The sequence below is a fragment of the Microbispora bryophytorum genome, assembly GCF_043197435.1.
Lineage (GTDB): Bacteria > Actinomycetota > Actinomycetes > Streptosporangiales > Streptosporangiaceae > Microbispora > Microbispora bryophytorum.
Map to the genome: position 1 here is coordinate 879,501 of NZ_JBICTF010000003.1, position 15,558 is coordinate 895,058.

Here is a 15,558-nt window from a genome sequence, read left to right on the forward strand (position 1 = left end):
TCAGCCACCCATCACTCCGGGAGAGACCAGTGGACATCGTGAGGGCAAACGACCTGCTCATGCTGGGCGACGAAGAGCTGAAGCTGTACGCCCCGGTCGAGCACGAGGCGAACTTCCAGTACCAGGAAATCTTCGAGCACGAATGCTACGACCAGTTCTCCCTCTCGGAGAGACCCACGATCGTCGACGTCGGCGCGAACATCGGCCTGTTCACGGTCTTCGCCAAGCGGCAGTGGCCGAGCGCCTCGATTCTTGCCTTCGAGCCGGTGCCGCGAACCGCCGACTACCTGTGCCGCAACATCGAGCTGCACGGGCTGACCGGGGTCCGCGTCGTCCGGGAGGCCATCGGTGAGCGTGTCGAGGACACGTCCTTCGTGCACTATCCGAACATGCCAGGCAACTCCACGCGCTATCCCGAGGATAAGGAGTTGCAGGTCAGCGTCGTCCGTCAGCGGCATCCCGACTGGGATGTGACCGCGCAGTACGAGCCCGAGTACCTCACCGTGCCGGTCCGCCGTCTGGAGAGCCACCTGTCCGGCCTGGCGCACATCGACCTTATGAAGGTCGACGTGGAGGGCGCGGAGCTGGAGGTGCTGCGCGGCATCGCCGACGACCAGTGGGACCGCATCGACAACGTGGTGATGGAGGTCCAGGACCTGCACGGCCGGATGGCCGAAATCAGGGAGGTGCTGGAGGCGCGCGGCTTCCGCTGCGAGATCCGGCCGTCCCCGATGGTCTACCCGGAGATCTTGACCTACCTGCTGTCGGCGCAGCGCGGCGCCTGACCCCGGTGCGCCCCGGCTGCCACTCCGGACAGCATGTGGGCGACCTGCGTTGCCGCGCCTGCTGCGGCTCCGCCGGGCATCGGCGGGGCCGCGACCGTCCTTGAGCCGGGCGCGGCGCGCCGGTCTCATTCGCCGTATTTCTTCGCTCAGCACCACCGGTGTGTCCGTCGGCACCTTCTTGCCTGCGGTGGGTCCCGGGGTCGCCTGGGTGCCCGCGCCTTCACGCGTCAGGCCGCCGGGCTCTCCGGTGTCCTCGAAGCCGTTGCCCCCGTGCGGGGCGATGGCCCGGGGTCGAGGCGGGCGGCGTGGTCGTACGACTCGCGGGCGTCGAGTAGTTCGTCCCAGTGCTCCGCCGTCCAGGCGCAGGCGGCCGCCAACGGTTCGAGCAGGCTGCGCCCGAGCGGGGTCAGTTCGTACTCGACCCGGGGGGTGGCCTCCGCGTAGACGGTGCGCCTGACCAGACCGTCCCGTTCGAGGGACCGCAGCGACTGGGTGAGGACCTTGGGAGTGACGCGCTTCAGCGGCACGCGCAGCTCGGAGAACCGGCGCGGCCCGTGTTCGAGGCAGCGGATGATCAGCGGCGCCCACTTGTCGCCGATTCGGATCGGATTGAGCGAGGACGGACACAGCTCGTCGAACAGGTCGGCGGGCAGGGGTTCCCTCATGGCCTCACGATAACCGGTATCCCGGTGGTAACCGCGGCGCCGGATAGCGTCCGGGCACCGGCCGGGCGCACGGGCCCCGGCCCTGGTGAGAGGTGGTTCACCATGAACATCGTGATCTTCGGCGCGGGGGGCCGGGCCGGGCGGCAGGCGGTCGCGGAGGCGCGCCGGCGCGGTCACCAGGTCACCGCTGTGGTGCGCGACCCCGCGGGCCACAGCGACCTGGGCGACGTGCGGGTGGTGGCGGGCGACGTCACGGACCCGGTGAGCGTCGAACGCGCGGCCGCCGGGCACGACGCCGCCATCAGCGCCGCCGTGGACCTGTCCGTGTCACCGCACGGCTTCTTCACCGCGTCGGCCCGTGCCCTGTCCACCGGCCTGGCGAAGGCGGGCGTACCCCGCCTGGTGGTGGTCGGTCTCGCATCGGTCATGCCCGGGGCGTCCGGTGTTCCCCTGATGGACGAGCCCGGCTATCCGAACGAGTACCGCGACTTCTTCCTCGGCCACGCAGCGGGCCTTGACGAGCTTCGGACCCGCGACCTGGACTGGGTGTACGTGGCGCCCGCGGGCGACTTCGACCACGAAGGCACCCGCACCGGCCGGTACCTGCCCGCCGACCACGGCGACGTGGCCAGCCGGATCACGTACGCGGACTTCGCGATCGCGCTGCTCGACGAGGTCGACGCCCCCCGCCACCACCGCGCCGCCATCAGCATCCGGGAGGCGTGACGCCCGGGGCGCACGACGACCCGCGCCCTCGGGCCGCCAGTTCAGCCGTGCAGGTTGCGGCGGAGGAAGGTGTGCCAGGTCTGCTCGAACGAGCGGGCCAGGGTCGACGTGGCCGCGAAGCGGTCCCAGGCGTGGAACGCGCGGGCGTAGAGGTGCAGGTCGACCGGCACTCCGGCGGCGGTCAGCCGGCGGGCGAAGTCGATGCCCTCGTCCCGCAGCACATCGAACTGGGCGACGGCGACGAAGGTGTCCGGCAGGTCGGCGAGGTCTGTGGCGCGGCCGGGTGCGGAGTACGGGTGCACGTCGCCGGTGTCCAACCGGTCGCCCAGGACCGCGGCCCAGGCGAGCCGGATGTCCGGACGGGCGAAGACCACCTCGGAGACGGCCTCGAAGCTCGACGGCGTCTCCAGGCGGTCGTCGAGCATCGGGTAGAGCAGGGACAGCGAGCACGGCCGTACGGCCTGCCGGTCGCGCACCATGAGCGCGGTGGCCGCGGCGGGCGCTCCGCCGCCACTGGCACCGGCGAGTCCGAGCCGGTGCGGGTCGATCCGGAGCTCGACGGCGTGCTCGGCGAGGTGGGTGTAGGCGAGGTATCCGTCCTCGGCGGCTCCGGGAGCCGGGGTCTCCGGGGCGAGCCGGTAGACAACGGCGGCCAGGACGCAGCCGAGGTCCAGGGCCAGAGCGGTGTGGTAGGCGTCGTCGTCGCGGGCGTTGTCGCCGAGGACCTGGGCGCCGGCGTGGAACCAGACCAGGGCCGGTAGGGCGTGCTCGGCACCGGCTGGGCGATAGAGGACCACCTCGAGTTCGGTCCGATCGGCTCGGGGGATGCGCAGCGTCTCGATCGTGACCCGCGGGTCCGCCGGGGCCGGGGCCACGTGGGCGCGGGCCGCGCGGAATTGCGCACGCAGGCCGGGGATGTCGGAGAGTTCGAGCAGGGTGCCGTTCGCGGCCTTGGGCATCGCGGCGAACGCGGCGGCGAGTTCGGGGTCGAGCGCGTCGATGGTTCCAGGCATGGGAGGTCCTTTCAGAACAGGGAGGGCTGGCCGCTGCCGGCGGTGATGCCGCCGTCGACGGGCAGGATGGCGCCGGTGATGAAACGGGCGTCGTCCGAGGCGAGGAAGCTGACCGCGGCGGCGATGTCGGCTGGGGTGCTGAAGCCGGCCAGTGCCCGGCGCTGGTTGAAGCGTTCGATCAGGTCGGCGTGCTTCGTCGCCAGTTCTTCCGGTCCGGTCAGTGACGGGGCGACGGTGTTCACCCGGATGCCGAACTGGCCGAGGTCGAAGGCGAGCCCGCGGGTGAAGTTCACGACCGCACCCTTGGCCGCGTTGTAGGCGGTGAGCCGGCGGTCGCCGCCGAGGCCAGAGGCCGAGGCGATCTGGACGATGCTGCCGCGACTGTCCTTCAGGTACGGCAGTGCCGCCTGCGCGCCGAAGAAGCAACTGTCGACGTCGGTGCACATGACCAGCCGCCAGTCGGCCAGCGTCGTCTCGGCGAACTCCTTGCCGAGGCCGACGCCGGCGTTGGAAACCAGGACGTCGATGCCGCCGAACCGGGCGGCGCCGGCGTCGATCATCGCCTGTACCTCGTCCTGGCTGGTGACGTCGGTGGCGACCGGGAGCGCACGGTGGGTGCCGAACTCGGCCGCGAGGGCCTCCAGCCGGTCCTTGCGCCGTGCGGCGAGGACGACGTTGGCCCCTTCGGCGGCGAACCGCCGCGCGATGCCCTCGCCGATGCCGGAGCCGGCTCCGGTGACCACGACGGTCTTGCCGGTGAAACGCTGTTCCACGGTGACCTTCTTTACGTCAGGAACTGACGCATTTGCGTCAGTGGCTGACGGTACGCCGCGTCAGTGACTGACGCAAATTCATGTCAGTCACTGACGCTCGTGGTAGCGTCAGAGCCGTGCCACGAAACGGGGATGATGTGCGGCTGCGACTCCAGGAGGCCGCGCTCGAGCTGTATCTGGAGCGTGGCTACGACAAGACCACGACCGGGGACATCGCCGCCCGCGCCGGGGTCACCGAGCGGACCTTCTTCCGCCATTTCGCCGACAAGCGTGAGGTCTTCTTCGACGGCGAGGCGCAGCTACGGGACCTGCTGACCGGCGCGGTCGCAGCGGTGCCGACCGGCACCAGACCACTGCCCACCCTGCGGGCCGCGTTCCACCAGACCGTGCCGCTGATCGAGCGCAACCTCCCGATCACCCAGCGGCGGGCTCCGGTCATCGCCGCCACGCCGGCCCTGCAGGAACGGGCGCTGGCCAAGAGCGCGGCCCTCGTCGTCGCGCTCACCGACGCCCTCCGGGCCCGCGGCGTCGCCGAGCCGCTCGCGGCCCTGTGCGCCCAGGTGGGCATGGACACCTACTCGATCGCCATCCGCCGGTGGGGAGCCGACCGCACCGACGACCTGCACACTCACCTCGACCGGGCCTTCACCGATCTACGGCTCGCCGCGAACGCCCTGAAGTGACCGGCCAGGCGTGATTTCGCGCCCTTGATGGGGGCGCGGTCCCGGCGCCGCGTCGTGGACGGACACGGGCCGCCCGGACGAGGGCCGCCCGGGCCGCAGCGGCGGCCGGTCTCCGGGCGCATACCGCGTGTTTGGGTCTCCTACCTGCGGGTACTGCGCCGCGGACGTGTCCGAATCGCTCCATGGAGGATCTCGCCGAATGGATGCCAGCAAGCCTGCCAAGGCCGTCAAGGACGTCGTGGAGAACGCCACCGAGAAGGTGGCCGACTTCCTGACGCCGGACGTTCCCGGCTCGCCGGGCAGCGCTCCGGCGACCGTCGAGGAGCCGGCGACTCCACGTGATCCACTGCAGCCGAAGAAGGAACAGGGCGCTCCCGCCACCGTCACGCCGACCGGAGCGGAGACCGGAGCACCTGCCACGTCGAAGGGCCAGCAGGGCGCCTACCTCACCACCGCGCAGGGGGCACGGCTGCGTGACACCGACCACTCGCTGAAGGCGGGCGAGCGCGGTCCGACCCTGCTGCAGGACCACCACCTGCGCGAGAAGATCACGCACTTCGACCACGAGCGCATCCCCGAGCGCGTCGTCCACGCCCGGGGCGCCGGCGCCCACGGCGTGTTCGAGGCCTACGGCACCGCCTCGGCGGTGACCAGGGCCGGCTTCCTCAAGAAGGGGCGGAAGACCGACGTCTTCGTGCGGTTCTCCACCGTCCTCGGTTCGCGCGGCTCGGCCGACACGGTCCGCGACACCCGCGGCTTCGCGACGAAGTTCTACACCGACGAGGGCACCTTCGACCTCGTCGCCAACAACATCCCGGTGTTCTTCATCCAGGACGGCATCAAGTTTCCCGACGTCATCCACGCGGGCAAGCCGCACCCGGACAGGGAGATCCCTCAGGCGCAGAGCGCGCACGACACGTTCTGGGACTTCGTCTCCCTGCACACCGAGGCGCAGCACCACACCATGTGGAACATGTCCGACCGGGGGATCCCGCGCTCCTTCCGGATGATGGAGGGCTTCGGCGTCCACACCTTCCGGCTGGTGAACGAGGCCGGGGAGACGGTGCTGGTCAAGTTCCACTGGAAGCCCAAGCTCGGCGTGCACTCCCTGACCTGGGAAGAGGCGCAGATGCTCGGCGGCATGGACCCCGATTTCCACCGTCGCGACCTGTACGACGCGATCGAGGCCGGCGCCTACCCCGAGTGGGAGCTCGGCATCCAGGTGTTCCCCGACACCCCGGACCAGACCTTCGAGGGCATCGACCTGCTGGACCCGACCAAGATCGTGCCCGAGGAGCTCGCGCCGGTGCAGCCCGTCGGACGGATGACGCTCAACCGGACGCCTGCGAACTTCTTCGCCGAGGTCGAGCAGGTCGCCTTCCATGTCGGCCACCTGCCGCCGGGCATCGACGTCACCAACGACCCGCTGCTGCAGACGCGGCTGTTCTCCTACCTCGACACCCAGATCACCCGGCTGGGCGGCCCGAACTTCGCGCAGATCCCGATCAACCGGCCGCACTGCCCGGTCAACGACATGCTCCGTGACGGCTTCCACCAGCACGCCGTGCACGCCGGGGTCGCGCCGTACCGGCCGAACTCCCTGGACGGCGGCAACCCGTTCGTCGCCGGTGACGCCGAGAACGCGTTCGTCGACACCCCGGTCGAGGTGGCCAGATCGAGGAAGGTCCGCGCCAACCCCGTGTCCTTCGACGACCACTTCAGCCAGGCCCGCCTGTTCTGGCGGAGCATGTCGCCTGTGGAGAAGGAGCACATCATCCGCGCCTACACCTTCGAGCTGGGCAAGTGCTACGAGCAGGCGATCAAGGAGCGTCAGCTCCAGTGCCTGGCGAACATCGACCCGGTCCTCTGCCGGGAGGTCGCCACCGGGCTGGGCCTGCCCGCGCCCGAGCCGGCCCTGCCGCTCGCCGACCCGGCGCCGAGCCCCGCGCTCTCGCAGGTGGGCAAGGAGTGGCCGGCCGACGGCCGCATCGTCGGCATCGTCGTGGACGACGGCGCCGACCTCGACGGCGTACGCGACCTGCGCAGGGCCGTGTTCGCCGCCGGCATGGTGCCGCTGTTGATCGCCCCGCACGGCGGGATGCTGGCCGACATGCCCGTACAGCGGACCTTCGCCACCGCCCGGTCGATCGAGTTCGACGCCCTGCTCGTGGCGGCCGCGCCGGCGCCGGCCCCCGACGCCCTGCCCGCGCGGGACGCCAAAGCGGGCGCTGGCGACTCCGTCGCAGCCGACCCGCGGGTGACGCTCATGATCGAGGAGTGCTGGCGGCACGCCAAGGCGATCGGCGCCTGGGGCGCGGGCGCGAAGCTGCTCGCTCAGTCAGGGGTCTCCGGCACACCGGGCGTGGTCTCCGGTGACTCGGCCACGGAGGTCTTCACCGCTGTGCGGCGGCTGATGGCCGCCCACCGCGTCTGGGAGCGGTTCCCCGCCTCGGTGGCCTGACGCTCCACATCGGACGTCGGCAGGGCCTCCTCCCTCGATTCAAGACCCGGGGGAGGAGGCCGCCGGACCTCGGTCTTTGCGACGCATCCAGGATCGAACCCTCGCACGACGCTGCGGGCCGCGAGCGCGGCTTCGATCTCGACCTGGTCGAGCACGGTTCGGTGATGGGCCGGTGAGGAGCCGGTAACGCCCTCGCAATAAGAAACATCGCAGTAACACTCCCGAATACGCCATGAAACCGCCAACGGTGAGTCTCATGGTGCGGTCGTGGCGGAACCGCCGGACGACCATCCTGAGGAGTGTGAGGCGATGACATGCCGGTGAAGGTAGATGGTGGCGCGACCGCCTGGCTCCTGGCCTGTACCGCGCTCGTCCTGCTGATGACGCCGGGCCTGGCCTTCTTCTACGGCGGGATGGTCAGGGCCAAGAGCGTGCTCAACATGATCATGATGAGCTTCGTCTCGATCGCCCTGGTCACCCTCGTCTGGCTGGCCGCCGGATACAGCCTGGCGTTCGGCCCCGACATCGGGGGACTGATCGGCGGCCTGGCCCACGTGGGGCTGCACGACATCACCACCGAATCGGTCACCGGGCAGGTGCCCACACTGCTGTTCGCGACGTTCCAGCTCACCTTCGCCGTCATCACCGCGGCACTGATCAGCGGCGCCATCGCCGACCGGGCCCGCTTCTCGGCCTGGATGGTCTTCGTCCCGGTGTGGGCGCTCGTGGTCTACGCGCCCATCGCCCACTGGGTGTGGGGCCCCGGCGGCTGGATCCACGCCATGGGCACTCTCGACTACGCGGGCGGCCTGGTCGTGGAGATCACCTCGGGGGCCTCCGGGCTGGCTCTGGCGCTGGTGCTCGGGCCGCGGATCGGATTCAAGGCCGAGGCCATGCGACCGCACAACCTGCCCCTGGTGCTGCTCGGCGCCGGGCTGCTGTGGTTCGGCTGGTTCGGGTTCAACGCCGGTTCCGCGCTGGCCGCGGACGGCACCGCCGCCGCCGTCTTCCTCAACACCCTGGCCGCGGGGTGCACCGGCCTGCTGGGCTGGCTGCTGGTGGAGCAGCGTCGTGACGGCCGCCCCACCACGTTCGGGGTCGCCTCGGGCGTCGTGGCCGGGCTGGTCGCGATCACACCGTCGTGCGGCTCGGTCGACGTGCTCGGCGCCCTGGTGATCGGCCTGGCCGCGGGCATGATCTGCTCGCAGGCGGTCGGCTTGAAGTTCCGGCACGGCTACGACGACTCCCTCGACGTGGTCGGCGTGCATCTGGTCGGGGGCATCGTCGGCACCCTGCTCATCGGGTTGCTGGCCACCCGTACGCTCACCGGCGCCGACGGCCCCCGGGGCCTGCTGTACGGCGGCGGGCTTGCCCAGCTGGGCAAGCAGGCGATGGCGGTCCCGGTGGTGGCGCTGTACGCCTTCGTCGTCACCTACGGGATCGGCAAGCTGATCCACCGGCTGATGGGTTTCCGGGTGAGCGAGGAGGAGGAGGTGTCCGGCGTCGATCTGGCGCTGCACGCCGAGACCGCCTACGACCACGGCGTGCTCGACCACGCCGTCCGGCTGCGCACCCACCGCCCCGCGCCGGCGCAGCCTGATCCGCGTCCCACGACCTGATCGCCGAGGGCTCCACCGGCAGGCCGGGGCGTGGCAGGCGGTGCCGGCCTGCGGGCGGGCGGGCACGGCGGCGCCCTCGACGGTGGCCGCCGTGCGGGACGCCTACCAGGTGATCGGCATGGTGGTCAGGCCGTGCACGACGGTGAAGGAGCGGAACAGGGGTTCGCCCGCCGGTCGCAGGCCGGGAAACCTGCGCAGCAGGGCGGGGAAGGCAATGCGCATCTCCATGCGGGCCAGGGGAGCCCCGAGACAGTGATGGATGCCGTGCCCGAACGCGATGTGGCCGACGGCATCCCGGCGGATGTCCAGGTCGTCTGGGTTCGGGATGAACCCCGGGTCGCGGTTGGCGGCGGGAAGCGAGCAGATGACGGTCTCGCCGGGGCCGAGGGTCCGGTCGCCCAGCCGGACCTCGGCCGTCGTGATCTTGGCCGTTCCTGAGTGCACGATGCTCAGCCACCGCAGCAGTTCCTCGACGGCGGCGTCCACGCGGTCGGGCTCGTCGCGCAGCAGCGCGAGCTGGTCGGGGTGCCGCAGCAGGGCGAGTGTGCCCAAGGACAGCATGTTGGCCGTGGTCTCGTGCCCGGCGAGCAGCAGCAGGGTGCCGATCCCGGTGAGTTCGGCGTCGCTCAACTCGTCGCCGTGCTCGCGTACGAGCATCCCGAGCAGATCCTCACCGGGATCTTTGCGAATCGCCTTGATCAGGCCCGCGATGTACGCCCGAGCCTCCGCCGCCGCGGCCGCGCGTTCGTCCGGAGGCAGGGACACGTCCAGCATCCGCTTGGACGTTCCCTGAAAGCCGGCCCGGTCGGCGTACGGCACGCCCAGCAGTTCGCAGATCACCAGGGAGGGAACCGGGAGGGCGAAGTCCGTCACCAGATCGGCGGGCGGTCCGCCGCGCTCCATGGCGTCCAGATGGTCGTCGACGATCTGCTGGACCCTGGGCTCGAGCCGGCGCATACGTCGGACGGTGAACTGGGCCGTGAGCATCCGGCGCAGCCGGGTGTGCTCGGGAGGGTCGGAGCCGAGCAGATTGCCGGCGCGCATCGCGGCGGTCTCCTCCTTGCTCGGCGGCGGTGCGCCGGGCGGCCGGAGCGGAGGCACGAGCGCGTTGCTGAACAGATCGGGACGGCTCAGCACCGTACGGACATCCTCGAATCCGGTGACCAGCCAGGCGTCGGTGCCGAACACGGTGCGAATCCGGGTCACCCCCTCGTCGTCCCGCAGCGCGGAGAGCTCCGGGACGGGATGGAATCCGTCCCGTCGCATGTGCAGGGGTGGGGACACGTCGCGCACGCGACCTCCTCGGGTCACCGGCATTCTGATGATCGCTTTGCCGTAATCCGACGATAGCCGTCCCGTGTCCGCAGTGGACAATCGCGACACGACTGTGGCGGCCCCGCCGCCCGGGCCGGTCACATGATCAGGCGAACCGCCCGAGGGCGGCGGTGCAGCTCTCGACTGCCTCCTCGATCCGGTGGACCAGGCAGTACTCGTCGGTGACGTGCGCCTGCTCGGGCTCGCCAGGTCCACAGACGACCGGGGGCGCCTGAGGCGAACTCGGTGCCGTGACCGACGAGATCGGCCCGGACGGAGCGGTGTCCGAAGTCGTGCGCGGGCGGGGGCTCAGCTCGGCCGGGCACGGAGGCCTTCACACACGACCGTGACGAGCCTGTTCAGCGCGGTGCCGTGGGTGTCGTCGACGTCCCGCGACAGGCAACCGGTCATCAACGCCTTCACGTCCTGGTACGTGATGTCGGGCCTTACCGCTCCCGCGTCCTGAGCAGCGACGAGCATGGTCCGCAGGCGGCCCGTCATGTCGTAGCCGGCCCGGGCGGCGGCGGTCTCCACGTCATATCCCGTGCCGCGCAGGGTTTCGGCCAGCCCGCGGTGGGCCGCGCCCTCGTGGACCAGCATGGCGAAGAGGGCGAAGAACGCCGTTGCGGCGTCATTGGTCTCGGCGAGTGCGTCCGCTCGCTCGGTGAGTTGCTTCATGCGGTCGATCAGGATCGCCGCGAACAGCGCTTCTTTCGAGGGGAAGTGCCTGCTGACGGTCCCGGTGCCCACGCCGGCGCGACGCGCGATTTCGTGCACCGGCACAGACAGCCCCTCGGTCGCGAAGATTTCGGCCGCCGTCTCCAGCACCCGGGCCCGGTTGCGCTGGGCATCCGCACGCAAGGCCCTGTCGGGCGTCTCGCTGTCGGCGTCGTCGGTGGCGCGCCTGTTCACCATCGGGAAACCGTCTCCTCTTCGCAGTGGCAACCGGGACGCCCATCCCGTATGTTGGCAACCGGGATGACCATCCCGCTTCTAGTCGGGATGGTCGTCCCGACTCTATCCGTGCGTGATCGGAGACATCGGATGGCCCCGAACACACGGCAGCGCTGGACTTCTGCCGACATCCCCGACCAACGAGGGCGCACAGCCCTGATCACAGGCGCGAACACCGGACTGGGCTTCGAGACGGCCAAACTGCTCGCCGAACGCGGCGCCTCCGTCATCATGGCCTGCCGCAATGCGGACAAGGCGGCGGGCGCCGCAGCGCGGATCACCGCTTCGGTGCCCGACGCGACGGTAAGCACACTGCGACTCGACCTGGCGTCGCTCGCCTCGGTGCGGGAAGCCGCCGAACGGATCCGCGCCGACCACTCCCGGCTCGACCTTCTGATCAACAACGCGGGCGGCATCAGGCCGCGATACGCGGTGACCGGTGACGGCTTCGAGTCGACCTTCGCCACCAACCATCTCGGCCCGTTCGCGTTCACCGGGCTGGTCCTGGACCTGCTTCTGGCCGTACCGGGGTCGAGGGTCGTGACGGTCAGCAGCATCGGGCACCGGCGTGGCGCCATCAACTTCGACGATCTGCACTTCGCGCATGGATACCGGTACACGCACGCGTACTTCCAGTCGAAGCTGGCCAACCTCATGTTCACCTACGAACTCGACCGGCGGCTGTCCGCGACCGGCGTGTCCACCGTCGCGGTGGCCGCCCACCCCGGCAACGCGCGCACCGAGTTCGGCCGTGAGATGCCCCTCCCCGTCAGGGTCCTGATGCGTCCCCGACTCCGGCTGCTCACGTGGTGGCTGATGCAGAGCCCGCAGAAGGCGGCCTTGGCCACAGTGCGCGCCGCGGTCGACCCGGATGTGCGCGGCGGCGAGTACTACGGTCCGCCAGGACGAGCGCAGTACACCGGCTACCCCACCCGAGTCACGTCCACCCCCCTCTCGCACGACGCGGCGGCACAACGCCGCCTGTGGCAGGAGTCCGAACGGCTGACGGGTGTCGCATACCCCCTGGGTGAACCGGTGCCCGGCACCACGTCCTGAAGTAAAGGGGGCCTGCGCGAGCAGGCAAAGCCGCCCTCGGATCGCGCCCGGCGGGCGTTGGCGTCTCGCCGACCAGTCTCGCCGACCCGTCGCGCCGCGCCGCTGCCGCGCGCGTCCGCGGCCGGTCGTCGTGACCGAACGGGGGCCGGCCGGGCGCAGCCCGCCGCGACGAAGGAGCAGGCGTGGGGCGAGCGCGTGGAACCGGTGCCGTGACCGTGGGTCTTCCTCGCGAGCTGCGAGTTCAGCGGTGACCTGGTCGTGCTCGACTGGCGCACGCCGATCGTGATGCGCCACATCCACCTGGGCCACATGAGCATGCCGCAGGACGTGAAGCTGTCGCCCGACGGCGCCGTCTTCTACGTCGCCGACATGGAACGGAACGGGGTGTGGCCGGTGGACGCGGCGACGTACAAGGTCCTGCGTCTCCTGCCGACCGGCCGGGGCGCGCACGGCCTCTACGTGAGCCGCGACTCGCGCCACCTGTACGTGTCCAACCGGGGCGAGGGCTCGGTGTCGGTCGTGTCGTTCCAGAAGCGGAAAGCGGTGGACGTCTGGCGGATCCCCGGCGGCGGGCTCACCCGACATTGGTCAATATGATCGATATCGATCATTCCCCCCCCAACTCAGGAGCATCCCTGTGCGTACCCGATCTCTGCTGGCGGCCGCAGCGGTGGCCGCCGGTGTGGTCGCCGTCTCCCAGCCCGCCTACGCCGCGGGCCTGGCGATAAGGATCACCAAGATCTACTACGACTCGCCCGGCTCGCCGGACTTCGGCGCGAACAGCAGCCTGAACGGCGAGTACGTGCAGATCAAGAACACGACGAAGAAGGCCGTCAGCCTCAAGGGCTGGACCGTCCGCGACGACACGAAGCGATCGGACCACGTCTACACGTTCGGCCCGTTCACCCTCGGAGCCGGGAAGACGGTCACCCTGCGGACCGGCCGGGGGAAGGACACCTCCACCACCCTCTACTGGGGCAGGAGCGGGGGAACGCTCGCCTACATCTGGAACCAGACCAAGGACAAGGCCTACCTGCGGAACGCGTCCGGCGCGCTCGTCGGCTCCTGCGCGTACAACTCGTCGCGGCAGGACTACAAGATCTGCTGATGGCGGCGGGACCGGTGACTGGCCCTCCTGGACGGCACGGTGGCGTTCGACGACGGCAACACGAAGTACCGCTACTCGCTGCGGCTGTGCTGGCAGCACGCTTACCCCGCGCCGTACTTCCAGATCAACGTCAACGGCACGAGTTCGTCCTGGCCGACCCAGACCGGCACCACGTCCTATGCCGGGTGCCAGCAGGCTTTCGTGTACAGCGGCGAGGTGAACTTCGGCAGCACCGTCCGCAACGTCCGCTTCGTCATGACCGGCGGGTGGTTCGCAGGACCGGTTACCAGATGCGCACCAAGAGCACCGGCACCTACGACAACCCCTACAACTGACCGGCTTCGGCGTGGCGCTCCGCCCGGTGAGCCGGGCCGCGCCGGTCGCGGTGACGTCCGTGCGGTCCGCGAGAGGCCGGGACGCGAGCGAGCGCCCGGCGGGGGGCGATAGCCTCGCGGGGTGAGCCGTACCTCTCGTTCCCGCCGTACGCCGCGCCCCGGCGAGCCCTGTCCCTGTGGCCTGCCGGCCGGCTACGGCGACTGCTGCGGCCGGTTCCACGCGGGGCAGTCGGCGCCGACGGCCGAGGCGCTGATGCGCTCGCGCTTCTCCGCGTTCGCGGTGGAGGACGAGGCGTACCTGCTGCGGACCTGGCATCCCTCCACCCGTCCGGCACAGGTCGACTTCGACCGGGACATGCGGTGGGCCGGGCTGGAGATCGAGGCGGCCACCGGCGGGAGCCCGATCCACACCGAAGGCATCGTCACCTTCCGCGCCGGATACGACTATCGCGGACAGCCCGGCGAGATGCGGGAGCAGAGCCGCTTCGTCCGCCACGAAGGCGCCTGGGTCTATCGCGACGCCGTCGGCGAATGAGCCCGGCGGATAAGCCCGGCGGATAAGCCCGGCGAAGACCCCGGTCGAGACACGGCTCGGTACGAGTGTCATGTCACCGGATTCAGCCCGAGTGAGACTTTCGGGGATAAACGTTCGATATCCGTTCAGAAGGCATAGCGACAAAAAATACGTCAGCATCCATGCCCCGCTTGGCATGTGCGGGGCCGAGACCGTGGTGCGGGGTATGAGGTCGTCGTTGCTTGTGTCCGCGACGAAAGCCCATTGCCGCATGACCTTGGTAGGTAGGTGCGTTCCACGATGTCTCGCCGCCGCATGTCCCGCTCCGGGCCGTTTCGGGCTCGGACGGCCCGTCGCCTGACGCTGGCCGCTCTCGTGGCCGCGATCGCGTGGAGCGCCGCGGCTCAGGAGGCGGGCGCGAGCGCGCGGTTGCCGGGCCGTGCCCCGATGAAGGCCACCGGCCACGGCGGCCACGGCGGTCACGGCGACCGCGGGGGCCAGGTGGCGGCGGGCGGGACGGCCACGGCCCGGCAGCTCAAGTCGGGCAACGGCAGGTTCAACCAGAATCTCAACGGTGTGTTCGCCCCGACCTTCATGATGGGCCAGCAGCAGACCGGGATCACGAACGGCGGCCGCATCAGCACCCAGGGCGTCTTCTGCGGTCCCGGCCCGAGGAAGTGCAAGGTCTGGCAGAACATGCCCATCACTTCCCGCGGCTGGTGATCGCGTTCGAATGCACGCGGGCCGCAGGTCCGCGAATGCGGGGGTCGCGCTGACTGATATGGCAATGATGCCGCAAGACGCCGCGCGCGCCGGGCGCGGGAAACCGGCGGGTCACTAGCCTGAAAAGGCCCGGGCGGAAAGGGGCCGCCCGGAGCACTGCGGCGGAGACTGGCGGGGGCGCGCGATGAAGTGTCAGCGGTACGGCGGGACGGCCATGAGGAAGATCGGCCTCCGTCTCCTCGCCTGCGCGTCCGTCGTGGCGGCGCTGGCCGCCGCGGGCCCCGCCGCCGCGATCACGCGCACCCACGGGCGGGAGGCGCCACGCCTCCAGGAGTCCGGGCTCCGGCCCTCGCAGCCGCAGCCGGACGCCGCCCAGCCCGGGCTCACCGCCTCGGCTTCCACGATCAACCGCGGGACGCAGCAGATCACCATCAACGTCGCGAACGGCGGGACCGGCATTCAGAACGCGATGTGCAGGGGCAACCGGGCGTGTGACATCGCGCAGATGCTCGGCACGCCCGACCCGGGCGCTTCTACGGCCCCGGCCCCGCACACGTCCCGCAAAGCGAGAGCGGCGGCCCGCGCGAGAGCGGCGGCCCGCGTGGAGGCGGCCCGTGCGAGAGCGGCGCGTCGTGGAGGGACGGCGATCCGTGCGGGGGCGGCGGACCGGCACGCGGTGGTCTCCGCCGGCCGGCGGGGGACCGGCCCTCGGGCGGCGCGGAACCGCGGGCGCGCGGTATCGGGTGAGCGGGATCGCCGGTGAGCGCGGGGCTCCGCCGCGGGCGCCTCGATTGGTAACCTCACAGTGAGGAAGGGGTCTCGGCCCTGC

At 70.7% G+C, this 15,558-nt stretch carries 16 protein-coding genes; 11 read left to right on the plus strand and 5 right to left on the minus strand.

The window, feature by feature from the left end; translation table 11 throughout:
• Positions 1-38 precede the first annotated feature (38 nt).
• Positions 39-785, plus strand: coding sequence for an FkbM family methyltransferase (locus ACGFIB_RS13245; RefSeq protein WP_393371375.1), 747 nt, complete (start codon positions 39-41; stop codon positions 783-785).
• A 227-nt stretch (positions 786-1,012) separates the two neighbouring features.
• Here ACGFIB_RS13245 and ACGFIB_RS13250 read toward each other — a convergent pair whose 3' ends face one another.
• Positions 1,013-1,450 (minus strand): winged helix-turn-helix transcriptional regulator, encoded by a 438-nt coding sequence (locus ACGFIB_RS13250; protein ID WP_357256469.1) that lies wholly within the window; start codon positions 1,448-1,450, stop codon positions 1,013-1,015.
• Between the two features lie 102 nt (positions 1,451-1,552).
• On the opposite strand from ACGFIB_RS13250, the gene ACGFIB_RS13255 reads away from it, so the two are divergent.
• On the plus strand, positions 1,553-2,176 hold the full coding sequence (locus ACGFIB_RS13255; protein ID WP_357256467.1) for an NAD(P)-dependent oxidoreductase: 624 nt from the start codon (positions 1,553-1,555) through the stop codon (positions 2,174-2,176).
• A 41-nt stretch (positions 2,177-2,217) separates the two neighbouring features.
• Here ACGFIB_RS13255 and ACGFIB_RS13260 read toward each other — a convergent pair whose 3' ends face one another.
• Entirely contained in the window at positions 2,218-3,189 is a 972-nt protein-coding gene (locus tag ACGFIB_RS13260) for an alpha/beta hydrolase fold domain-containing protein (RefSeq protein WP_393371380.1), read from the minus strand.
• An 11-nt stretch (positions 3,190-3,200) separates the two neighbouring features.
• On the minus strand, positions 3,201-3,962 hold the full coding sequence (locus tag ACGFIB_RS13265; protein WP_191054471.1) for a meso-2,3-butanediol dehydrogenase: 762 nt from the start codon (positions 3,960-3,962) through the stop codon (positions 3,201-3,203).
• A 116-nt stretch (positions 3,963-4,078) separates the two neighbouring features.
• Between ACGFIB_RS13265 and ACGFIB_RS13270 the strand changes: the two genes are divergently transcribed.
• The 3 genes from ACGFIB_RS13270 (at position 4,079) to ACGFIB_RS13280 (ending at position 8,725) form a co-directional block, all read left to right on the plus strand.
• Positions 4,079-4,645 (plus strand): TetR/AcrR family transcriptional regulator, encoded by a 567-nt coding sequence (locus tag ACGFIB_RS13270; RefSeq protein ID WP_393371383.1) that lies wholly within the window; start codon positions 4,079-4,081, stop codon positions 4,643-4,645.
• Positions 4,646-4,844: 199 nt separating this feature from the next.
• Positions 4,845-7,106 (plus strand): catalase, encoded by a 2,262-nt coding sequence (locus ACGFIB_RS13275; RefSeq protein ID WP_393371386.1) that lies wholly within the window; start codon positions 4,845-4,847, stop codon positions 7,104-7,106.
• A 314-nt stretch (positions 7,107-7,420) separates the two neighbouring features.
• Positions 7,421-8,725: an ammonium transporter gene (locus ACGFIB_RS13280; RefSeq protein WP_393371389.1), complete on the plus strand. Its 1,305-nt coding sequence runs from the start codon at positions 7,421-7,423 to the stop codon at positions 8,723-8,725.
• Positions 8,726-8,827: 102 nt separating this feature from the next.
• On the opposite strand, the gene ACGFIB_RS13285 is transcribed toward ACGFIB_RS13280, so the two are convergent.
• Together ACGFIB_RS13285 and ACGFIB_RS13290 are read right to left on the minus strand one after the other, a co-directional pair.
• Positions 8,828-10,018, minus strand: a complete 1,191-nt coding sequence (locus ACGFIB_RS13285; RefSeq protein ID WP_357243752.1) for a cytochrome P450 — start codon at positions 10,016-10,018, stop codon at positions 8,828-8,830.
• A 330-nt stretch (positions 10,019-10,348) separates the two neighbouring features.
• Positions 10,349-10,954: a TetR/AcrR family transcriptional regulator gene (locus tag ACGFIB_RS13290; protein WP_393371393.1), complete on the minus strand. Its 606-nt coding sequence runs from the start codon at positions 10,952-10,954 to the stop codon at positions 10,349-10,351.
• Positions 10,955-11,083: 129 nt separating this feature from the next.
• Between ACGFIB_RS13290 and ACGFIB_RS13295 the strand changes: the two genes are divergently transcribed.
• From ACGFIB_RS13295 to ACGFIB_RS13320, 6 genes are all read left to right on the plus strand, one after another.
• The gene (locus ACGFIB_RS13295) at positions 11,084-12,049 is read left to right on the plus strand and encodes an oxidoreductase (RefSeq protein WP_393371396.1); all 966 of its coding nucleotides are present in this window, start codon (positions 11,084-11,086) and stop codon (positions 12,047-12,049) included.
• Positions 12,050-12,307: 258 nt separating this feature from the next.
• Positions 12,308-12,646 carry a YncE family protein gene (locus tag ACGFIB_RS13300; RefSeq protein WP_393371399.1) on the plus strand — a complete coding sequence of 113 codons (339 nt, stop codon included), beginning with the start codon at positions 12,308-12,310 and terminating at the stop codon, positions 12,644-12,646.
• Positions 12,647-12,686: 40 nt separating this feature from the next.
• Entirely contained in the window at positions 12,687-13,157 is a 471-nt protein-coding gene (locus ACGFIB_RS13305; RefSeq protein ID WP_393371402.1) for a lamin tail domain-containing protein, read from the plus strand.
• 456 nt (positions 13,158-13,613) lie between these two features.
• Entirely contained in the window at positions 13,614-14,027 is a 414-nt protein-coding gene (locus ACGFIB_RS13310; protein WP_393371405.1) for a YchJ family protein, read from the plus strand.
• A 354-nt stretch (positions 14,028-14,381) separates the two neighbouring features.
• Positions 14,382-14,729, plus strand: coding sequence for a hypothetical protein (locus ACGFIB_RS13315; RefSeq protein WP_393371408.1), 348 nt, complete (start codon positions 14,382-14,384; stop codon positions 14,727-14,729).
• A 214-nt stretch (positions 14,730-14,943) separates the two neighbouring features.
• Positions 14,944-15,492 (plus strand): hypothetical protein, encoded by a 549-nt coding sequence (locus tag ACGFIB_RS13320; protein WP_393371411.1) that lies wholly within the window; start codon positions 14,944-14,946, stop codon positions 15,490-15,492.
• The last annotated feature ends 66 nt before the right edge of the window (positions 15,493-15,558 follow it).

Excerpts from the sequence above, each read along its gene's own strand:
- ACGFIB_RS13250 (WP_357256469.1), bottom strand. The coding sequence starts at position 1,450 with ATGAGGGAACCCCTGCCCGCCGACCTGTTCGACGAGCTGTGTCCGTCC.
- ACGFIB_RS13255 (WP_357256467.1), top strand. The coding sequence starts at position 1,553 with ATGAACATCGTGATCTTCGGCGCGGGGGGCCGGGCCGGGCGGCAGGCG.
- ACGFIB_RS13260 (WP_393371380.1), bottom strand. The coding sequence starts at position 3,189 with ATGCCTGGAACCATCGACGCGCTCGACCCCGAACTCGCCGCCGCGTTC.
- ACGFIB_RS13275 (WP_393371386.1), top strand. The coding sequence starts at position 4,845 with ATGGATGCCAGCAAGCCTGCCAAGGCCGTCAAGGACGTCGTGGAGAAC.
- ACGFIB_RS13280 (WP_393371389.1), top strand. The coding sequence starts at position 7,421 with ATGCCGGTGAAGGTAGATGGTGGCGCGACCGCCTGGCTCCTGGCCTGT.
- ACGFIB_RS13290 (WP_393371393.1), bottom strand. The coding sequence starts at position 10,954 with ATGGTGAACAGGCGCGCCACCGACGACGCCGACAGCGAGACGCCCGAC.
- ACGFIB_RS13295 (WP_393371396.1), top strand. The coding sequence starts at position 11,084 with ATGGCCCCGAACACACGGCAGCGCTGGACTTCTGCCGACATCCCCGAC.
- ACGFIB_RS13320 (WP_393371411.1), top strand. The coding sequence starts at position 14,944 with ATGAGGAAGATCGGCCTCCGTCTCCTCGCCTGCGCGTCCGTCGTGGCG.